Source organism: Nocardioides sp., assembly GCF_036267815.1.
In the GTDB taxonomy this organism is placed as follows: domain Bacteria; phylum Actinomycetota; class Actinomycetes; order Propionibacteriales; family Nocardioidaceae; genus Nocardioides.
The window spans coordinates 23,218-42,317 of sequence record NZ_DATAVI010000058.1 but is presented as its reverse complement, the minus strand read 5'-3'; the positions used below and the strand labels follow the sequence as shown (position 1 = coordinate 42,317).

Genomic DNA, 19,100 nt, shown 5'->3' with positions numbered 1-19,100 from the left:
GCGTGGTGATTGTGGCGAACGCCGCGAATACCTAGCGTTCACCGGGAAGCCGGGCAAAAGGTCGGCCATGATCGTTCATTGGAAGGGAAGCCGTGAACAAGTCTCAGCTCATTGACGCTCTCGCCGGGCGTTACGAGGGGAACCGCAAGCAGGCGCAGCATGCGCTGGAATCCGTCCTGGACACGATCACGCGCGAGGTGGCCAAGGGCGAGAAGGTCGCGATCACGGGTTTCGGCTCGTTCGAGAAGCGAGTGCGTGAGGCCCGCTGGGTGCGCAACCCCCAGACAGGTGCTCGGATCAAGGCGAAGAAGACAGCAGTGCCGAAGTTCACCGCGGGTGCCGATCTGAAGAACGTCGTGTCGGGTGCGAAGAAGCTGCCCAAGCTGACGTTCGCTGCCGGCGCGGCCGCTGCCAAGAAGGCGACCGCGTCGACCAAGAAGGCGGCGCCGGCGAAGAAGGCCGCGCCCGCCAAGAAGGCTGCGGCCAAGAAGGCGCCGGCGACGAAGGCCGCGCCCGCCAAGAAGGCACCGGCCAAGAAGGTGACGGCCAAGAAGGCCGCGCCCGCCAAGAAGGTGACGGCCAAGAAGGTGACGGCCAAGAAGGCCGCGCCCGCGAAGAGGGCACCGGCCAAGAAGGTGACGGCCAAGAAGGCGCCGGCGAAGAGGGCCGCGCCCGCGAAGAAGGCACCGGCCAAGAAGGTCGCGGCCAAGAAGGCGCCGGCGAAGAAGACCGCCAGGAAGCGCTGACGCACCAGCAGCACTCGACGTTGCAACGGGGTCGCCGCGGATCCGCGGCGGCCCCGTTGTCGGTGTCGGTGTCGTGGTCGGTGCCGTTGACGTCTCGTGGTCAGGGCCGGAGCAGCATCGCCAGGCGGGTATGAGCTCCCAGGCCGAGCGCCTCGGCCCCGGCGAGTGCGCGAGCGTCGTCGACGTCGGCGCGCAACGTGAGCAGCTCACCCGCGATCTCGCGGGCGCCCGCGTCGAGGTGGGCCTGTCGCGAGCCGGCTCCGAAGTGGGGGTCGAAGTCGTCGTACGGCGAGGTGTAGAGCGTCGTCCCGACGCCGTCGCGGTCGGCGACGAACGCAGTGACGCCCCACGTGCTCACGGTCGTGAGGGCTTCGTCGAGATCCGCTGCCCTCAGCGCCGGAAGGTCGGCGCAGACCACGACCGGCACGCGGTCCGGCCACCGACGACGTCCTTCGGCCGCCGCGAGACGCAGCGACTCGTTGAGGTCACCGGCGACGCCGTCCGGGATCGCGTCGCAGCCGGCATCGCGAAGCTCGTCGGCGAACCGGGCATCGTCGGTGACCGCGAGCACGGACGCGACCCGTGCGGCACCCAGACACGCGCGCGCCGTGTCGAGGGCGAACGCCGCTGCCAGAGCCCGACGGCGTCCGGGATCGACCTCGAGCCGCGACTTGCCGCGCGACGGCGGCTTCACCGGCAGCAGCACGACGTAGGACGCAGTCATCTCGGTGATCTTGTCAGGCCCGACGACCCCGCGGTCCGGCGGCCGCGACCGAGTAGCCTTTCCCGGACGCCGGCACGATGACGGGCGACGACGACGGCCCACGACGGGAGGGACGCAGGTGAGTGTGCGACCCGTGCGCAAGCTCCAGCAGAAGCGGGGCTGGGCGTTCGACCTCGCCGTGCCGGTGGTCAAGTCGGCCCTGTTCGCCACGACCAAGCGCACCTGGATCGATGGTGAGAAGATCCCGGCCACCGGTGGCTGCATCCTGGTCTTCAACCACGTCTCGCACGTCGACCCTCTGACATCGGCGCACATCGTCTACGACCACGGCCGGATGCCGCGCTACCTCGCGAAGTCGGGCCTGTTCAAGAACCCCGCGATGTCGCGCTTCCTCACGGCCGCGGGCCAGATCCCCGTCGAGCGGTTGAGCAAGAGCGCCAAGGGCGCCTTCGATGCCGCGGTAGCGGCCGTACGAGCGGGGGAGTGCGTCGTGGTCTACCCCGAGGGGACACTCACGCGCGACCCCGACCTGTGGCCGATGGCCGGAAAGTCCGGAGCGGCCCGGATCGCGCTGGAGACCGGGGCGCCGGTGATCCCGATCGGACAGTGGGGGGCGCACGACCTGCTCTACCCCTACGCCAAGAAGCCGCACCTGTTCCCGCGGACGCGGATCACGATGAAGGTCGGTGACCCGGTGGCACTCGACGACCTGCGCGAGCAGCCCCGCACGCTTGCGACCATCAACCAGGCGACCGAGCGCATCATGTCCGCACTGACCGCGCTCGTCGCCGAGCTCAGGCACGAGGTGCCGCCGGCCGAGCGCTTCGACGCGCGTCGGGCCGGCGTCCGCGCGACCGGCAACCCGCGCAAGGGCGGGCAGAAGCCGAGCGACGCATGACCCAGGTCTCCGTGCTCGGGGCAGGGAACTGGGGTACGGCGTTCTCGTTGGTCCTCGCCGACGCGGGCAACGACGTCACGCTGTGGGCACGGCGCGAGGAGCTGTGCCGGACCATCAACGAACGGCGTCAGAACCCCGACTACCTGCCCGGCGTCGAGCTGCCGGCCACGATCGCGGCCACCCACGATGCCGAGCAGGCGCTGACGGGAGCCGACGTCGTCGTCTTCGCCGTGCCCTCCCAGACCTTCCGCGGCAACCTGGAGCGCTGGGCGCCCTACATCTCCGCCACGTCGGTGATGGTCTCGTTGATGAAGGGCGTCGAGCTGGGCACCTTGCGGCGGATGAGCGAGGTCATCGGCGAGGTGACCGGAGCCGGTCCCGGTCGCGTGGCTGTGGTCAGCGGGCCCAACCTCTCGCACGAGATCGCCCAGCGCGAGCCGGCGGCCTCCGTCGTGGCCTGCGCCGACGAGGACGTCGCCAAGCAGGTGCAGGACCTCGTGCACGGCCCGACGTTCCGCCCCTACACCAGCGTGGACGTCGTGGGCTGCGAGCTCGGCGGCGCCTACAAGAACGTCGTGGCGCTGTCGGTCGGGATGGCGGTCGGCCTGGGGTTCGGCGACAACACGACGGCGTCGCTGATCACCCGCGGCCTGGCCGAGACCGCGCGGCTCGCCGCGGCGATGGACGCCAACCCCCTGACGCTGATGGGGTTGGCGGGGCTCGGTGACCTGGTGGCGACCTGCTCCTCGCCGCTGTCGCGGAACCGGACCTTCGGGGAGAAGCTCGGCCTGGGCATGACCACGGCCGAGATCCTCGCCTCGACCCGGGAGGTCGCCGAGGGAGCGAAGTCGTGCTCCTCGCTGCTGGCGCTCGCACGCAAGGTCGGTGTCGACGCGCCGATCGCCGAGCACGTCGAGGCTGTCGTCGACGGCCGGATGACGCCCCCCGAGATGATGGAGTCCTTCGTCCGTCGCGACACCAAGGCCGAGACCGACTAGCGCTGACCGGGTGTGCCGGGTCAGCGTTGCTGGTCGAGGGCGTGGGCCAGGTCGCGCCAGAGATCCTCGACGTCCTCGACTCCGACGCTGAGCCGCACCAGCGCGTCGGGGATCGTGGCCGGCTCGGAGTTCCAGCGACGTCGCCGCTCGAACGTCGACTCCACGCCGCCCAGCGACGTCGCGTGCACCCACAGGGAGGTCGCGCGCACGAGCCGGTCCGCGGCATCGGGACCGCCGGAGAGCACGACCGCCACGATCCCTCCGAAGCCGGGGTAGCGCACCTCGTCGACGGCGGCGTGCTCTCGCAGCCGATCGACCAGGGCGCGCGCGTTGGCCTCGGCACGGTCGACGCGGAGGTGCAGGGTGCGAAGGCCGCGCAGCGCCAGCCACGCCTCGAGTGTGCCCGGGACCGACCCGGTCAGGTCGCGGCGTCCCTTGAGGACCTCGTGGATCTGGTCGTCGGCCGTGACGACGGCACCGAGCATCGCGTCGGCGTGACCCGAGAGGTACTTCGTCGCCGAGTGCACCACCAGGTCGGCCCCCATCTCCAGGGGCCGCTGACGCAGGGGAGTGGCGAAGGTGTTGTCGACCACGACGTAGGCCCCGGCTTCGTGGGCGGCCCCGGCCACCGCCTCGATGTCGGCCAGCTCCAGGGCCGGGTTGGTCGGTGACTCGAGCCAGACCAGGGCGGCGTCCTCGCATGCCGCTGTCAGCTGGTGGGTGTCGGTCACGTCGACCAGCTGCACCGTGGCCCGGCCGCGCGCCTCGAGGTCGGTCAGCTGCATCACGGTGCCGTTGTAGGCATGCCGAGGAGCAACGACGCGCGCGCCCTGGCCGACCAGGTCCAGCACGGTGGCGACGGCGGCCAGGCCGGAGGAGAACGCCAGGCAGCGGCCGCCCTCGAGCGCGCCGAGGGCGTCCTCGAAGGCGGTCCAGGTCGGGTTGCCGTAGCGGCCGTACTCGAGCGCTCCGGTGGCGCCGTACGTGGAGGCCATGGTGATCGGGACGTTGAGCGGCTGGTCCGGCTCGTGGGGAGGGCGGCCCGCGGAGACGGCGATGGTGGCCAGGGACCAGGAGTCAGGGGCGGTCGGGTCCGGCATGAGGTGAGCGTAGGCGAGGCATGCGCGCCGTCGTCTCGGTAGGGTCGGGCTGATGAGCGAGTCACGCAAGCCCCGCGTCGCGATCGTCTTCGGCGGCCGGTCCAGTGAGCACGCCATCAGCTGCGTGACCGCCGGCAGCGTCCTGGAGGCGATCGACCGTTCGGCCTACGACGTGGTCCCGATCGGCATCGCCACCGACGGTCGATGGGTGCTCGAGTCGGAGGACCCGCAGCGCCTGCGGATCACGGGCCGTGACGAGCTGCCCAGCGTCGACGGCGACCGGGCGACGGTCGCCCTGCTGCGTGAGGCCGGCAGCACCGACCTGGTCGTCCACGAGTCGGCGCGTCCCCCGGAGACGCTCGGCGAGGTGGACGTGGTGTTCCCGCTCCTGCACGGCCCCTGGGGCGAGGACGGCACGATCCAGGGGATGTTCGAGATGGCCGGGGTGCGCTACGTGGGCGCCGGCGTGCTGGCCAGCGCCGTCGGGATGGACAAGACCTACGCCAAGATCGTGCTCCGTGACGCCGGGCTGCCCGTGCTCCCGTCGGTCACGGTCGGCGCGCGCGAGTGGTACCGCGATCCCGACGGCGTCCGGCATCGGCTGGCCGACCTCGGCTTCCCGCTCTTCGTCAAGCCCGCGCGCGCCGGCTCGAGCATGGGCATCTCCAAGGTGCACGACGCGAGCGAGCTCGACGCCGCGATCGAGGAAGCCCACCGGCACGACCCGAAGGCTCTCGTCGAGCCGGCCGCGATCGGTGCGCGCGAGGTCGAGTGCGGTGTCCTCCAGGCCCTGGACGGGACTCCGGAGACCAGCGTGCCGGCCGAGATCGTGGTGGGGGAGGGGCACGAGTTCTACGACTTCGCCGCGAAGTACCTCCCCGAGGAGCACACCGGGCTCGAGATCCCGGCCGGCCTCCCCGAGGCCACGTCGGCGCGGTTGCGCGAGCTGGCCGTCCGGGCCTTCGAGGCGATCGGGTGCGAGGGGCTCGCCCGCGTCGACTTCTTCGTGATGCCGGACGGCTCGTTGGTGCTCAACGAGATCAACACGATGCCCGGCTTCACCCCGACCTCGATGTACCCACGCATGTGGGCCGCCACCGGGGTGTCCTACCCAGAGCTCGTCGACCGCCTGATCCAGCTGGCGCTGCAACGGTCGACCGGTCTGCGCTGACCTCGGCCGGCCACGTCGTCCTACAGGCAGCGGCGGACGGCGCGGAGCTGTGCCTTGACGACCGGCGCGAGCTCGACCTCCGCGGCCGCCAGGACGCTACCGCGGTCTTGGGCAGGCACCGTGAGCTGGAGGACCGGCTTGTAGCCCACCGTGCTCAGCACCGCATCCGCCGAGGGGTCCGACTCCTCCTCGGGCGGGAGGAACCACCCCACGCCGTCCACGACCGTGCAGTGCGACGTACGGGTGAGCTCGGCGGGTGCCCCCACGCCGCACTGGACCACGAGCGGGGGATCGCCCCAGGCGCCGCCCAGCGCCTCGGCCGGCTGCGTCTTGCGACGCGACTTGCCGCCGAGGTGGGAGGGGAGAGCGTCGGCGACGCGCTGACAGACCGCCTCGTCGGCGGCGCTCAGGCGCAGGTTCGGGATGCTGACGGGGTCCTTGCCGCACGCGGAGACCAGCAGGACGGTGGCTGCCAGGACGATCGACAGACCCACGGACCTGGCCGCGCCCCGCCGCTGCCGAGGCGTCGCGGGACGCGGTGGGACTCTCCTCAAGGTGCGGTCGCGGCTCAGATGTGGACGACGGGGCAGGTCAGGGTGCGGGTGATCCCGTCGAGGTTCTGAACGCGGGAGACCACGAGCTTGCCCAGCTCGTCGACGTTGCGGGCCTCGGCGCGCACGATCACGTCGTAGGGACCGGTGACGTCCTCGGCGAGGGTCACGCCCTTGACCTGGGCGATCTCGCGAGCCACCTCAGCGGCCTTGCCGACGTCGGTCTGGATGAGGATGTACGCCTGGACGACCATCGTTGTCTCCTCTGCGCAGGTGCGGGGGGGCCTTGATGAGGCACAACCTACCGTGCAGTCCGCAGGACCCGACAGGACGTCCCGGGCTGTCATCGAGCCGGACGGGGCGCGGATCTGGTGGGATGGGCGCCATGGCCTTCCCACCTGACGCGACCGTCTCGGAGGCCGGCGAGTTCCCGCTCATCGACCAGCTGCGCGGACTCTTCCCCCAGGGCGAGCAGGTGCTGGTCGGGCCCGGCGACGACGCCGCGGTCCTGCGCATCCGAACCGGCCACGTGGTGGTCTCCACCGATCTGCTGGTGGAGGGTCGGCACTTCCGGCGGGAGTGGGCGACGGCGGCGGACGTCGGCCATCGCGCGGCTGCGGCGAACCTGTCCGACATCAACGCCATGGGGGGTCGAGCCCACTCGCTGACCCTCGGCGTAGCCGCCCCGCGGGACCTGCCCGCGCAGTGGGTCCTGGACTTCGCGACCGGCTTCGCCGAGGAGTGCGGGCGGGTGGGTGCCAGCGTCGTCGGTGGCGACCTGACCTCGGCGGACTCGCTGGTGCTCGCAGTGACCGTGCTCGGTGCCTGCACCCAGTCACCGGTGCTGAGGTCGGGTGCCGGGCCCGGCGACGTGCTCGCGCTCTGCGGGAGACAGGGCTGGGCCGCCGGTGGGCTCGCCGTCCTGGCCCGGGGCTTCCGCTCGCCGCGCGTCCTGGTCGAGGCCTACCGCCGTCCCGACCCGCCGTACGACGCCGGACCGGCGGCCGCGGAGGCCGGAGCGACCGCGATGATCGACGTCTCGGACGGGCTGCTCGCCGACGCCGGGCACCTCGCCGAGGAGTCCGGCGTGGCCATCGACGTGCGCCGCGAGGCGTTCGAGGTCCCCGAGCCGCTCCAGGCCGTGGCGGCCGCCACGGGGGTCGACCCGTTGCAGCTGGTGCTGGGCGGCGGCGACGACCACGCGCTGCTGGCGACGTTCGCCACCGGCGAGCTGCCGGCTGGCTGGCAGCCGGTCGGGTCGGTCGCGGCGGGCTCGGGCGTCACCGTCGACGGTCAGACGTACGACGGCCCGACCGGGTGGGCGCACTTCTAGGGAAGCGCTGAGCGCGAGGGCCCGACGATTCACCGGATCTGACGACCCGGGGATGGTCAGGCGCGCGAGACCTTGCCGGCCTTGAGACAGCCGGTGCACACGTTGAGGCGCTTGTGCGTGCCGTTGACCACGGCGCGGACGCGCTGGATGTTGGGGTCGAAGCGCCGCTTGGTGATCTTCTTCGACCAGGGTCGGTTGTTGCCGAAGGTCGGCTTCTTGGCGCAGATGTCGCACACGGCAGCCACGGGAGACACTCCTGGTCGAGACGGAACGCGGTCGAGGTTCGAGGGCCTGCGCACGGCAGGCAACCTCGAGAGGATATCCGACCCACCCGCACGCGGACGAATCTGCGTACCCGGCACTACCCTGGCAGCCGCCCGAGCGTCCGGGCGGACCGAGGAGCGTGCGACGGACCATGGAAGCACCCAAGGGCGGCGAGATCGACCTCGCGGTCGTGCGGCGCTTCGTGGACGTCGCGGTCGACGCGCTGGCCGATGCGCGTGAGGAGATCGACGCGCTCAACGTCTACCCCGTGCCGGACGGCGACACGGGCACGAACATGTACCTCACGATGAGCGCGGCCCGCGACGCCATCGCCGCGGCCGGGTCCGACGCGGACCTGTCGACCGCGCTGACGGCGTTCGCCCGCGGCGCGCTGCTCGGGGCCCGCGGCAACAGCGGGGTGATCCTGAGCCAGCTGCTGGGTGCCCTGGTCTCCCGGATCGGGCGCAGCGGGCCGGGCGAGCGCAGCGCCGTCGTGATGGCCGCCGCGATGGCCGAGGCCACGCAGGCGGCGTACGCCGCCGTCGGGACGCCGGTCGAGGGCACGATCCTGACCGTCGCTCGAGCCGCTTCCGATGCGGCCGTACGCCGCGCGGAGGAGGCCGGGGCGCGGGCTCGCGACGTCTTCGAGTCCTCGGCCGCGGCGGCCCGTGAGGCGTTGGCCCACACGCCGGAGCAGCTCGACCAGCTGCGTGCCGCCGGCGTCGTGGACGCCGGCGGGCGTGGGCTCAGCGTCATCCTCGACGCCGCCGAGACGGTGCTGACGGGGCGCCGCCGGGTCGCTGCCTCGCCCACGCTCGGCGCACCCGTGATCCCGTTGGCTGCCGACGTCGCCGACCTCCGCGCGGACGGGCCGTCGTATGAGGTGATGTACCTCCTCGACGCCGACGAGGCGTCCATCCCGGTGCTGCGCGGCGACCTCGGGCCTCTCGGCGACTCGCTGGTCGTCGTGGGCGGTGCGGGGCTGTGGAACGTCCATGTCCACGTCGATGACGTCGGTGCCGCGATCGAGGCCGGCCTCGCGGCCGGCCGCCCCCACCGGATCCAGGTCACGCACTTCGCCGAGCAGGTGGCGGCGCGGCCGCGGCGCGCCCGAGCGGGGCGCCGGATCGTCGCCGTCTCCGCGGGGCCCGGCCTGGCCCGGCTGTTCGGCGGTGCCGGTGCGATCGTCATCGAGGCGGGCCCCGGCAACCGCCCGTCCACCGGGATGATCCTGGACGCCGTGGCCGGCTCGGGCGCCTCCGAGGTCGTGGTCCTGCCCAACGACCCCGACTCCGTGCGTGCGGCCAGGGTCGCGGCACGAACGGCGGAGGAGGACCTCGGCATCCGGGTCGCCGTCATCGCGACCCAGGCCCAGGTGCAGGGAATCGCGGCCCTGGCCGTCCACGAGCCGGCGCGCGGGTTCGACGCCGACGTGCTGGAGATGACCGCGACGGCGCGGCACGCCCGCCACGGCGCGGTCACCGTTGCCGCGCGGCGGGCGATCACGATGGCCGGACCGTGCGAGCCCGGCGACGTGCTCGGGGTCGTCGAGGGCGACTTCGCCGTGGTCGGCTCGGACCTGGGCGACGTCGCCAACGAGGTCCTCGAGCGGATGCTGGGCGCGGGCGGCGAGCTGGTCACCCTGGTCAGCGGCGCCGGATCCGACGGGCTGGCCCGCCGGTGCGAGGCGTACGTCGCCGACCGCCATGCCCATGTCGACGTCGTGGTGTACGACGGAGGCCAGGACCGCTACCCCCTGCTCATGTCCGTGGAGTGACCGGAGACCGTGACCCGATGATCGCCCTCGACTCGCCCGTCGCCGCGGTGCTCGGTGCCCAGACCAAGAAGGGCTCGGCCAAGAAGATCAGCGAGGACATGGGTCTGCGCACGGTCGGAGACCTGCTCTACCACTTCCCGCGGCGCTACGTCCCCACCGGCGAGCTCACCCGGGTCAAGGAGCTGCGCGGCGGTCAGATGCTCACCGTCGTCGGCGAGATCGTCGAGAGCACGGTGAACACCTACCTCGACCGGCGCAGCCACCGCACGGCGTACCGGCTCGACACGACGGTGCAGACCGACGGACCGGGCCTGCGGATGTCGTTCTTCGCCAAGAACAAGCGCGTGAGCGACTGGCACGCCGGCAGGCTGCCGGTCGGCCAGCGGGGTGTCTTCGTCGGGCAGGTGAGCACCTTTCGCGGCCAGTGGCAGCTGACCAACCCCTCGATGGTCCTGTTCGGCCAGGTCGACGAGGCGTCCGGTGAGCAGGGGCTCGGCCCGGCGATCGACGCGGTGAAGGCGCTGTTCCCGCTCTACCCGCAGAGCAAGGGGGTCGACTCGTGGGACCTTCAGCGCGCGGTCGCCTTCGCGCTGACCGTCGTCGACGAGGTGCCCGACCCCCTGCCCGACGCCGTACGCCGTGAGTACGACCTCCCCGACCTGGCCACGGCGCTGCGACACGTGCACGCACCCGACTCCTGGCCCCAGCTGCGCGCCGCCCAGCGTCGCTTCCGCTTCGACGAGGCGCTGGTGACCCAGCTCGTGCTGGCTCGTCGTCGCGCTGCCGTGGCCGAGCAGGGCGGCCAGGCGCGCAGCGGCGGCGCCGGGCTGCTGGCGGCGTTCGACGAGCGGCTGCCCTTCACCCTGACCGCCGGGCAGGAGTCGGTCTCGGCCGAGATCATGGAGGACCTTGCCCGGCCTCGTCCGATGAACCGCCTGCTCCAGGGCGAGGTCGGCTCCGGGAAGACGCTGGTGGCCCTGCGGGCGATGCTGCGGGTCGTCGACTCCGGTGGACAGGCAGCCCTGCTGGCGCCCACCGAGGTCCTCGCCCAGCAGCACGTCCGGTCGATCGGCGCGCTGCTCGGCGATCTCGCCCAGGGTGGGATGCTCGGCGGCGCGGCCGAGGGCACGACCATCGCCCTGCTGACCGGCTCGATGCCCAAGTCGGCGCGGGCGGAGTCCCTGCTGGCCGCGGCGAGCGGCGAGGCCGGCATCGTCGTCGGCACGCACGCCCTGCTCCAGGAGGGCGTCGGGTTCGCCGACCTCGGTCTGGTGGTGGTCGACGAGCAGCACCGCTTCGGGGTCGAGCAGCGCGCGGCGCTGACGGACAAGGCCGGCACCCCGCCGCACGTCCTGGTGATGACGGCGACCCCGATCCCGCGCACCGTGGCGATGACGGTGTTCGGCGACCTCGAGGTCTCCACCCTGGCCGAGCTGCCCGCCGGCCGCGGCGAGATCCAGACCATCGTCGTCCCCCTCGCCGACCAGCCCGCCTGGATCGATCGGATCTGGGCGCGCGTGCGCGAGGAGGTCGAGAAGGGTCACCAGGTCTACGTCGTATGCCCCCGGATCGCCGGCGACGAGCTCGAGCAGGGCGAGTCGGACCTGCCGGAGGTGGACGCCGACGGCGAGCTCGTCGACGCGCCTGTCGCGCCCGGCTCGCTCAGCGCTGCCGAGGAGGTCGTGCGCTGGCTGGGCGAGGGCGCCTTGCGGGATCTCCGCCTCGGCCTCCTGCACGGGCGGCTCGCTCCCGACGAGAAGGACCGCGCGATGCGGGCCTTCGCGGCAGGCGAGACCGACGTGCTGGTCGCGACGACGGTGATCGAGGTCGGCGTCGACGTCGCGAACGCGACCACCATGGTGCTGCTCGACGCCGACCGGTTCGGGATCTCCCAGCTGCACCAGCTGCGAGGACGGGTCGGCCGTGGTGGGCTGCCGGGGCTCTGCCTCTTGGTGACGCACGCCGACGCTGAGAGCCCGGCGCGCGAACGGCTCGACGCCGTGGCCGCCACGACCGACGGGTTCGAGCTGAGCCGCGTCGATCTCGAGCAGCGGCGTGAAGGTGACGTGCTCGGCCGCTCGCAGTCGGGGTTCCACAGCTCGCTCCAGCGCCTGCGGGTGCTCCGCGACGAGAAGACCATCGTCGAGGCACGTGAGGCCGCGACGGCTCTGCTCGCCGCAGACCCCGGGCTCGACCGGGCCAGGGACCTCCACCGGCTCGTGACAGAACTGGAGCAGTCGCGGCACTCTGGCTTCATGGAGAAGTCGTGACCGAGCCGGGCACGTCGCGCGGCGCGCGGCGCGCGTGACCCGCATCATCGGCGGCAGCGTGGGCGGCCGCCGCATCGCCACGCCACGCGGGGTGAGCACCCGTCCCACCAGCGACCGCGTGCGCGAGGCGCTCTTCGCCACCATCGAGTCCTGGTGCGGCTCGCTGGGCGGCTTGCGCTTCCTCGACCTCTACGCCGGCTCCGGAGCCGTCGGGCTCGAGGCATGGTCGCGCGGCGCCGGCGTGGTCACCCTGGTGGAGAGGGACCGCCGGTCCGCTGCGATGATCAGGGCCAACGCCCAGGAGCTCGGCTTCAACCGCGCCCACATCGTGACCGGGGCGGTCTCCGGCGCCCTGGCGCGACAGCCCAGCGCGCCGTACGACGTGGCGTTCCTCGACCCGCCGTACGCCCTGGACGAGGAGGCCGTGGGCTCCGACCTCGTCGCCCTGGTGGAGCACGGGTGGCTCGTCCCCGGCGCGCTGGTGGTGGTCGAGCGCGGCTCGCGCGGGCCCGAGCCGCCGTGGCCGGAAAGCCTGCGAGAGGGTCGTCAGAAGCGGTACGGCGAGACCGTGCTCTGGTACGTTCACGCCGCCCACACCGCCGGTCCGGCCTAGCCGGCCGGACCCCTCGACCAGGAGGCCCCGTGCGCCGCGCCGTCGTTCCCGGCTCGTTCGACCCGGTCACCCTCGGACACCTCGACATCGTGCGGCGCGCGTCGCAGCTGTTCGACGACGTCGTGGTCGCGGTCGGCACCAACGTCTCGAAGTCGCGCCTGTTCGACGCCGACGAGCGGATCGCCATGATGCGCCGCGCGTGCTCCGATCTCGACAACGTGTCGGTGGAGGGGTTCACCGGCCTGGTCACGACGTTCTGCGCCGACCGTGGCGCGACCGCCATCGTCAAGGGGCTGCGGGCGGCCAGCGACTTCGACTACGAGCTTCAGATGGCCCAGATGAACTCCTCCCTGACCGCCGTCGAGACGGTGTTCCTCCCGACGAGCCCCGGTCGCGGCTTCGTGTCGTCGTCGCTGGTCAAGGAGGTCGCCGGCCTCGGCGGCGACGTGTCGGCGTTCGTCCCGGCGTTCGTCAGCGAGCAGCTCAGGGCCCGCCTCGGCTGACGACGCTCGCCGGAAGGGTCGGACGGCGCCGATCGGCGACGGGTCCGCGCAGGTCACCGACGGTTTTGTCGAACGGAATCGGCCCGATACAGTGATGGGCGATCTGACGTGGCCAGAAGTGAAAGTGATCCCCTGAGCAAACTGGACCCGAGAGCGCCGCTCGTGCTCGATACCCGCGAGCTCGGTCGCCGCCCGGGGTCCCAGCGCGGGGTGTCACGGACGGTTCCGGCTCCGGCAGATCTGGGCATCGAGGTCCTCGGCGTCCCCGAAGGCTCTCCGGTCGAGCTCGACCTGAGGCTGGAGGCGGTCATGGAGGGCGTCCTGGTCACCGGTGCGGCGAGGGCCGCGCTGACCGGTGAGTGCGCGCGGTGCCTGGAGCCGATCTCCGACGACGTCGAGGTGAGGTTCCAGGAGCTGTTCGTCTACGACGACCAGGACGTCGATCCGGATGAGGAGCTCGAGGTCAGCAAGCTCCAGGACGACCTGGTCGACCTGGAGCCCCTGCTGCGGGACGCGGTGGTGCTTGCACTGCCGTTCCAGCCGTTGTGCTCCGAGGACTGTCCGGGGCTGTGCACCGAGTGTGGTGCCCGGCTCGCCGACGATCCCGACCACGGGCACGACGAGCCGGTCGACCCGCGATGGGCGGCTCTGAGCACGCTGGCAGAGCCCGAGCAGCACGAAGACTGAGCAAGCACGCAGCGGGACCGGTCCGCGTGGCCGGCCCACCGACGTAGGAGATGACAGTGGCAGTCCCGAAGCGGAAGATGTCGCGCAGCAACACCCGGCACCGGCGCTCGCAGTGGAAGGCCGTGGCTCCGACTCTGGTGACCTGCGCCAACCCCGCGTGCGGTGCCAAGCACCTGCCGCACCGCGCCTGTGGCACCTGCGGCCAGTACGGCGCCCGGGGCGCCCGTCGCCAGGTCCTCTGAGACCGGGTCGACGACGCTGAACTACGCCTCCCTGCGCACCGCGCTCGGCGAGCCCACCTTGGACGCCGAGCTGCTCGAGCGTGCGCTCACCCACCGTTCGTACGCCTATGAGCACGGCGGTCTCCCGACCAACGAGCGCCTGGAGTTCCTGGGCGACTCGGTCCTCGGCGTCGTGGTCACCGAGACCCTCTACCGGATCCACCCCGACCTGTCGGAGGGCCACCTCGCCAAGCTCCGTGCGGCCGTGGTCAACGCCCGCGCTCTGGCCGGGGTAGGCCGCCGGATCAACCTCGGCTCCTACATCAAGCTCGGTCGTGGCGAGGACACCACGGGGGGCCGTGACAAGGCCTCGATCCTCTCCGACACCGTGGAGGCAGTGATCGGGGCCATCCACATGTCCGGTGGCCTGGAGAGCTCCGCCGTGGTCGTGCACCTGCTGTTCGACCCCCTGATCGAGGCGGCCTCGGCACTCGGTGCGGGGCTCGACTGGAAGACCTCGCTCCAAGAGCTCTCCGCCGAGCACGCCCTGGGCGTCCCCGAGTACCTCATCGCCGACGAGGGTCCCGACCACCTCAAGACCTTCACCGCTCAGGTGCGTGTCGGGGACCAGCGCTACGGCAACGGCGTGGGCCGGTCGAAGAAGGAGGCGGAGCAGGCCGCAGCCGAGACCGCCTACGGCGAGCTGGCGGCGTCGCTCGGCGTCACCGACAAGATGGTGCAGGCCGTGGCGGACCAGGTGGCCGGGGCGGCCGCCTCCGACGACTGAGCCGAGCCTCCGGTGCCAGAGCTGCCCGAGGTCGAGACCGTCCGCGACGGGCTCGAGCGGCACGTGGTCGGGCGAACCGTCGAGTCCGTCGACGTCCTCCACCCTCGTCCGGTACGCCGCGACCACCGCGGCCCCGCGGGCTTCGCGGCGACGCTGACCGGCCGTCGCTTCGAGGGCGCCCGGCGCCGGGGCAAGTACCTCTGGCTGCCGCTCGACTCCGGCGACGCCCTGCTGGGACACCTGGGCATGAGCGGGCAGCTGCTGGTCCAGCCCCTCGGGCGGGTCGACGAGCGGCACCTGCGGGTCAGGATCGGGCTCGGCGACGCCGAGCTGCGCTTCGTCGACCAGCGGATGTTCGGCGGCCTGGCCGTCTCGGAGGGCGGGGCTGAGCTGCCGCCCGAGATCGCCCACATCGCGCGTGACCCCTTCGACCCGGACTTCGACGACGAGCTGTTCGTGGCGAGGGTGCGCCGCCGCGCCGCCGGGATCAAGCGGCTGCTGCTCGACCAGACGCTCGTATCCGGGGTCGGGAACATCTACGCCGACGAGGCGCTGTGGCGCGCCCGGCTGCACGGCGAGCGAGCGGGGGAGCGGCTCCGGCCGGTCGACGTACGCCGCGTGCTTGCCGAGGCGCGGGCGGTGATGGGCGCGGCCCTGGTGGCCGGAGGCACGAGCTTCGACGCGCTCTACGTCAACGTGAACGGCCAGTCCGGGTACTTCGACCGTTCGCTGCATGCCTACGGTCGGGAGGGCGGGGCCTGCGACCGCTGTGGCACCCCGATCCGGCGGGTGGAGTTCATGAACCGCTCGTCGTTCTTCTGCCCGCGCTGCCAGCCGGTGCCGCGCGCGCGGCGCACCTCCTTGCGAGATTGACCCGCGCCACCTCAAGTGTCACTCTTGAAGACGGCCCCCCGGTCACGGCGGGTCACCCTCGTCGGAAGGCTCACAGACACATGGCCAAGGCTCTGATCGGCCACCTCCAGCAGGATCGCGGCCTCACCGCTCGGTTGGCCGCCGAGAACCACCAGCTGCGAGTCAGGGTTGCCGAGCTGGAGACACTGGTCACCCGGTTGATGGAGGAGAACGACCGCCTGGCGGTAGCCCAGGCCGCGCACGTTCTCGACCTCGACCCCGACCAGCTCGAGATGCAGCCAGCCTGACCCTGCCCGGGTCGCGACAGCGTGCGCCGCAGGCGTCGCTGCACCGCTGAGGCGCGCCCACCCCCTCAGCTGAGCGATAGTACGGATCAATCGGCTGGCTTTCCGGCGCGCAGAGGCAGCCGGGTGATCCGTACTATCGGTCAGGGGGCGCCGGCCTCAGGTTGCTCGCGCGCTCGCCTCGGGAGCAGGAACACGACCAGGAACGCGATCGCGAAGCACCCGAGCGACAGCAGCGGGAGCCAGTTCTCCTCCGGACCTGCCCGAGGACGAGTTCCCGGTGCTGGCCTCGATCGCCGAGGCGCTCGCGCGCGGCGACCACGACGACCGCTTCGGATTCAGTCTCGACATCCTGATCTTCGGGCTCGCGGCCTACGGCGCGCCGTCCCGGACCACTGACAAGTAGTGACAAGAAGGTGCGGTCAGCCCCTGCCGCTGGCGCCGATCCCTCGCTAGCCTCACACGTTTGTGGGAGGGCTCGGCCGACGTGCGGTGGAAGCGGTGGCTCCGGCGCGCCTGGGCCCGAGCTTCCGCTGGCTGCTGGCGTCGTCGTGGGTCGCCGCCGCCGGTGACGGACTGGCCCTGTCCGCGGGCCCCCTGCTGGTCGCCAGCCAGTCGCACAACGCGATCCTGGTGGCCTCGGCCACGCTGCTCCAGCGGCTGCCCTGGCTCGTGCTCGGGCTGCACGCCGGTGCGATCGCCGACCGCTTCGACCGACGGGTGATGGTGGCCCTGTGCGACGGCATGCGCGCCGTGGTGCTGTTCGTGCTCAGCACGACCATCCTCACCGGCGAGGTGAGCATCGTGGTCGTCCTCGTCGCGATGCTCCTGCTCGGGATCGCCGAGGTCTTCTCCGAGACCGCCGCGCGCACCCTGCTCCCGATGGTCGTCGACAAGGACGACCTGGGCATCGGGAACGCCCGCCTCCAGACCGGCTTCGTCGGGTTCGGCCAGCTGCTCGGGCCGGCCCTCGGAGCCGTGCTGTTCACCGCCGGCCATGCCGTTCCGTTCGTGACCCAGACCGTGTGCGTCGCCCTCGGCGTGCTCCTGATCTGGCAGATCGCGACGCCCAAGGGCGGCGTGGCCACGACGCCCCGCAGGCCGATCGGCACCGAGATCCGGGAGGGAATCGCCTGGCTGATGGGTCACCCCGCGATCCGGACCCTGGCGCTGGTGATCGTGACCTTCAACATCACCTTCGCCACCGCCTGGTCGACGCTGGTGCTGTATGCCACCCAGCACCTCCACATGAGCGAGAGCGCCTACGGCCTGCTCGCGACCTCGGCGGCGGTCGGTGGCCTGGTGTCCACCTCGTTCTACGGGTGGCTGGAGCGCCGCATCCGGCTGGGGACCCTGATGCGCGCCTGCCTGATCATGGAGGTCCTGCTCCACCTCAGCTTCGCCCTGAACAGCTCGCCGGTGATCGCGGTGGGCCTGATGTTCGTCTTCGGCCTCTACGCCTTCGTCTGGAACACCCTGTCCCAGTCGGTGCGGCAGCGGGCGGTGCCCACGGAGTTCCAGGGGCGCGTCGGCAGCGTGTACTCCGTCGGCTCCTACGGCGGGCTCGTCGTCGGGCTGGCCCTCGGCGGTCCGATCGCCCACATCTGGGGCCTGACGGCGCCGTTCTGGGTCGGGTTCGTCGGCTCGGCGCTGACCTTGGCCGTGATGTGGCGCTCGCTGACCTCTGTCGCCCACCTCGGAGAGACGCCCGTGCCGGCCGACGAGGCGGCCTGAGGCTCGGCGCCGGGGGTGGGTGCCCGATAGCGTGGACCCCGTGAGCATGAGATGGGGGATGTCACGGCCCGGGCGCGGGTCTGACGACGGCTGGTTCCGGCTCGGGAGCATCGAGGTCACCACGACCGTGCTGGTCGTCGTGATCGCCGTCCTGTCCGTGGTCGAGTGGGCGTTCGAGGGCAACTACGGACCGGTCCAGTCGCACCTCGCGCTCACGCCCGACTCTGTCGTGCACGGTCAGGTCTGGCAGCTGGTGACCTGGCCGATCGCCTATCCCTTCGGGCTGGTCAGCATCTTCGGTGCGATCGCGATCGCCCTGTTCTGGTACTTCGGGTCCGAGATCGAGGGCCTCCTCGGCAAGCGCCGGATGGCGTGGTTCCTCGGCCTGGTCGCTGCCGGGCTGGGGCTGATCTGGGTCGCCCTGGTCGAGCTGACGTCGATCTCCAACGGCCTTCTCCAGGGCGCCGGCCAGCTCGAGACCCTCAACGTGCTCGAGCTGATGATGATCCTGGTCTTCATCGCCGAGTACCCCAACCGCCGCTTCTTCTTCAACATCCCGGGCTGGGTGATCGGCGTCGTCATCGTCGCGGTCTACGTGCTGGGATATGTCGGCAACCGGCAGTGGCTCTACCTCATCGACTTCCTGTTGGGCCTGCTGCTGACCGCCATGATCGCCCGCGCGCTCGGGCTGATGTCGGAGTGGTCCCAGGTGCCGCGAGTGTCGTGGCACCGACGGTCGCGCAGGTCCAAGCGACAGCGGCAGGGCTCTGCGGGTCCCACGGTGGTCCAGGGTCCGTGGCAGCCGCCGGAGCCACCGCCCGTCTCGGGCGACCAGGCGGAGTTCGACGCCCTGCTGGACAAGATCAGCGCCACCGGCATGGACTCCCTGTCCGACCGCGAGCGCGAGCAGCTGCTGGTGCTGCGCGAGCGGCTGCGGCGAGGCTGAGAGCGGGCGCGGATGTCTCTCGGCGACGGGCTGACCACGTTCCTCTCCGTCTTCGTCGCGGCCCTGCTCGCCTTCTACCTCGACGGCCTGCGCGAGCGCCGGGCCAGCCGGGGCTGGGTCCGCGAGTACCTCGCCTTCTGGCGGGGCCTTCATGGAGCCCCTCGGCGACGAGGGGGAGCAGAACGAGGCCGGCGTACACCGGATCGAGGCCGCGCTCGACGGCTGGCTGGCGGCCCCTCCCGCCCACCAGCCCGAGTGGGCCGACATCGACGCGATCAACGTCGACGCCACGGTGAGGTTCACCGACCACCTGCTTCGCGAGAGCGCCGGCCTGCTTCCGGCCGACCTCATGCACCGGCTGTTCATCGCCGACGCGATGGCCCCGATGCTCACGGCTCGCAGCCGGTTCGTCACCCGGCTCTTCGAGGCCGACCTCAGGCCCCTGGCGCCCGACCGGGTGGCCCCGCTCACCGGGCGCGACCGGCGTGCCGTCGAGCTCGACCGGGTCGAGCTCCTGCTGCTCTTCGAGCAGCTCCGGGCCTACTCCGGGCACATGCGAGGGATCCAGCTGGAGCTGACCAGGCTGGGCTTCTGACCCGGCCCGGCCCCTGCCGCTGACC

Annotated in this window: 22 protein-coding genes and 1 pseudogene; 18 read left to right on the top strand and 5 right to left on the bottom strand. The window is 71.9% G+C overall.

Features of this window, described 5'->3' with window-relative positions:
- Positions 1–92 precede the first annotated feature (92 nt).
- Positions 93–746 carry an HU family DNA-binding protein gene (locus VHW64_RS12145; RefSeq protein WP_329650819.1) on the top strand — a complete coding sequence of 218 codons (654 nt, stop codon included), beginning with the start codon at positions 93–95 and terminating at the stop codon, positions 744–746.
- Between the two features lie 100 nt (positions 747–846).
- On the opposite strand, the gene cofC is transcribed toward VHW64_RS12145, so the two are convergent.
- Positions 847–1,470, bottom strand: coding sequence for a 2-phospho-L-lactate guanylyltransferase (gene cofC, locus VHW64_RS12140; protein WP_329650818.1), 624 nt, complete (start codon positions 1,468–1,470; stop codon positions 847–849).
- 118 nt (positions 1,471–1,588) lie between these two features.
- Between cofC and VHW64_RS12135 the strand changes: the two genes are divergently transcribed.
- Both VHW64_RS12135 and VHW64_RS12130 read left to right on the top strand, forming a co-directional pair.
- Positions 1,589–2,368: a lysophospholipid acyltransferase family protein gene (locus VHW64_RS12135; RefSeq protein WP_329650817.1), complete on the top strand. Its 780-nt coding sequence runs from the start codon at positions 1,589–1,591 to the stop codon at positions 2,366–2,368.
- A complete protein-coding gene (locus VHW64_RS12130) occupies positions 2,365–3,366 on the top strand; it encodes an NAD(P)H-dependent glycerol-3-phosphate dehydrogenase (protein ID WP_329650816.1) in 1,002 nt (333 codons plus the stop codon). Before VHW64_RS12135 ends, VHW64_RS12130 begins: the two co-directional genes overlap by 4 nt.
- A gap of 20 nt (positions 3,367–3,386) precedes the next feature.
- Here the strand turns inward: VHW64_RS12130 and VHW64_RS12125 are convergent, their stop codons facing one another.
- The gene (locus VHW64_RS12125; protein ID WP_329650815.1) at positions 3,387–4,466 is read right to left on the bottom strand and encodes a trans-sulfuration enzyme family protein; all 1,080 of its coding nucleotides are present in this window, start codon (positions 4,464–4,466) and stop codon (positions 3,387–3,389) included.
- Between the two features lie 52 nt (positions 4,467–4,518).
- On the opposite strand from VHW64_RS12125, the gene VHW64_RS12120 reads away from it, so the two are divergent.
- Complete coding sequence (locus tag VHW64_RS12120; RefSeq protein WP_329650814.1) at positions 4,519–5,637, top strand: D-alanine--D-alanine ligase family protein; 1,119 nt, start codon at positions 4,519–4,521, stop codon at positions 5,635–5,637.
- A 20-nt stretch (positions 5,638–5,657) separates the two neighbouring features.
- On the opposite strand, the gene VHW64_RS12115 is transcribed toward VHW64_RS12120, so the two are convergent.
- Positions 5,658–6,131, bottom strand: coding sequence for a DUF3515 domain-containing protein (locus VHW64_RS12115; RefSeq protein ID WP_329650813.1), 474 nt, complete (start codon positions 6,129–6,131; stop codon positions 5,658–5,660).
- Between the two features lie 74 nt (positions 6,132–6,205).
- Positions 6,206–6,442, bottom strand: a complete 237-nt coding sequence (locus VHW64_RS12110) for an Lrp/AsnC ligand binding domain-containing protein (RefSeq protein ID WP_329650812.1) — start codon at positions 6,440–6,442, stop codon at positions 6,206–6,208.
- Between the two features lie 131 nt (positions 6,443–6,573).
- On the opposite strand from VHW64_RS12110, the gene VHW64_RS12105 reads away from it, so the two are divergent.
- Positions 6,574–7,521 carry a thiamine-phosphate kinase gene (locus VHW64_RS12105; protein WP_329650811.1) on the top strand — a complete coding sequence of 316 codons (948 nt, stop codon included), beginning with the start codon at positions 6,574–6,576 and terminating at the stop codon, positions 7,519–7,521.
- Between the two features lie 56 nt (positions 7,522–7,577).
- Here the strand turns inward: VHW64_RS12105 and rpmB are convergent, their stop codons facing one another.
- Complete coding sequence (gene rpmB / locus VHW64_RS12100; RefSeq protein ID WP_329650810.1) at positions 7,578–7,766, bottom strand: 50S ribosomal protein L28; 189 nt, start codon at positions 7,764–7,766, stop codon at positions 7,578–7,580.
- A 170-nt stretch (positions 7,767–7,936) separates the two neighbouring features.
- On the opposite strand from rpmB, the gene VHW64_RS12095 reads away from it, so the two are divergent.
- The 13 genes and pseudogenes from VHW64_RS12095 (at position 7,937) to VHW64_RS12035 (ending at position 19,075) form a co-directional block, all read left to right on the top strand.
- The gene (locus VHW64_RS12095) at positions 7,937–9,562 is read left to right on the top strand and encodes a DAK2 domain-containing protein (RefSeq protein WP_329650809.1); all 1,626 of its coding nucleotides are present in this window, start codon (positions 7,937–7,939) and stop codon (positions 9,560–9,562) included.
- Positions 9,563–9,579: 17 nt separating this feature from the next.
- Positions 9,580–11,832, top strand: coding sequence for an ATP-dependent DNA helicase RecG (locus VHW64_RS12090; protein ID WP_329650808.1), 2,253 nt, complete (start codon positions 9,580–9,582; stop codon positions 11,830–11,832).
- Positions 11,833–11,866: 34 nt separating this feature from the next.
- On the top strand, positions 11,867–12,445 hold the full coding sequence (gene rsmD / locus VHW64_RS12085) for a 16S rRNA (guanine(966)-N(2))-methyltransferase RsmD (RefSeq protein WP_329650807.1): 579 nt from the start codon (positions 11,867–11,869) through the stop codon (positions 12,443–12,445).
- Positions 12,446–12,474: 29 nt separating this feature from the next.
- Entirely contained in the window at positions 12,475–12,948 is a 474-nt protein-coding gene (gene coaD, locus VHW64_RS12080; RefSeq protein WP_329650806.1) for a pantetheine-phosphate adenylyltransferase, read from the top strand.
- A gap of 132 nt (positions 12,949–13,080) precedes the next feature.
- A complete protein-coding gene (locus tag VHW64_RS12075; protein ID WP_329650836.1) occupies positions 13,081–13,635 on the top strand; it encodes a DUF177 domain-containing protein in 555 nt (184 codons plus the stop codon).
- Positions 13,636–13,691: 56 nt separating this feature from the next.
- The gene (gene rpmF / locus VHW64_RS12070; RefSeq protein WP_329650805.1) at positions 13,692–13,877 is read left to right on the top strand and encodes a 50S ribosomal protein L32; all 186 of its coding nucleotides are present in this window, start codon (positions 13,692–13,694) and stop codon (positions 13,875–13,877) included.
- Positions 13,878–13,935: 58 nt separating this feature from the next.
- On the top strand, positions 13,936–14,643 hold the full coding sequence (rnc, locus tag VHW64_RS12065) for a ribonuclease III (RefSeq protein ID WP_329650804.1): 708 nt from the start codon (positions 13,936–13,938) through the stop codon (positions 14,641–14,643).
- Positions 14,644–14,655: 12 nt separating this feature from the next.
- A complete protein-coding gene (gene mutM, locus VHW64_RS12060; protein ID WP_329650803.1) occupies positions 14,656–15,516 on the top strand; it encodes a bifunctional DNA-formamidopyrimidine glycosylase/DNA-(apurinic or apyrimidinic site) lyase in 861 nt (286 codons plus the stop codon).
- Between the two features lie 80 nt (positions 15,517–15,596).
- Positions 15,597–15,803, top strand: coding sequence for a hypothetical protein (locus VHW64_RS12055; protein ID WP_329650802.1), 207 nt, complete (start codon positions 15,597–15,599; stop codon positions 15,801–15,803).
- Positions 15,804–16,041: 238 nt separating this feature from the next.
- A pseudogene (locus VHW64_RS12050) lies at positions 16,042–16,206 on the top strand (hypothetical protein); the annotation flags it as partial.
- Between the two features lie 95 nt (positions 16,207–16,301).
- On the top strand, positions 16,302–17,534 hold the full coding sequence (locus VHW64_RS12045; RefSeq protein WP_329650801.1) for an MFS transporter: 1,233 nt from the start codon (positions 16,302–16,304) through the stop codon (positions 17,532–17,534).
- Between the two features lie 46 nt (positions 17,535–17,580).
- The gene (locus VHW64_RS12040) at positions 17,581–18,480 is read left to right on the top strand and encodes a DUF6576 domain-containing protein (RefSeq protein WP_329650835.1); all 900 of its coding nucleotides are present in this window, start codon (positions 17,581–17,583) and stop codon (positions 18,478–18,480) included.
- Positions 18,481–18,631: 151 nt separating this feature from the next.
- Entirely contained in the window at positions 18,632–19,075 is a 444-nt protein-coding gene (locus VHW64_RS12035) for a hypothetical protein (protein WP_329650800.1), read from the top strand.
- The last annotated feature ends 25 nt before the right edge of the window (positions 19,076–19,100 follow it).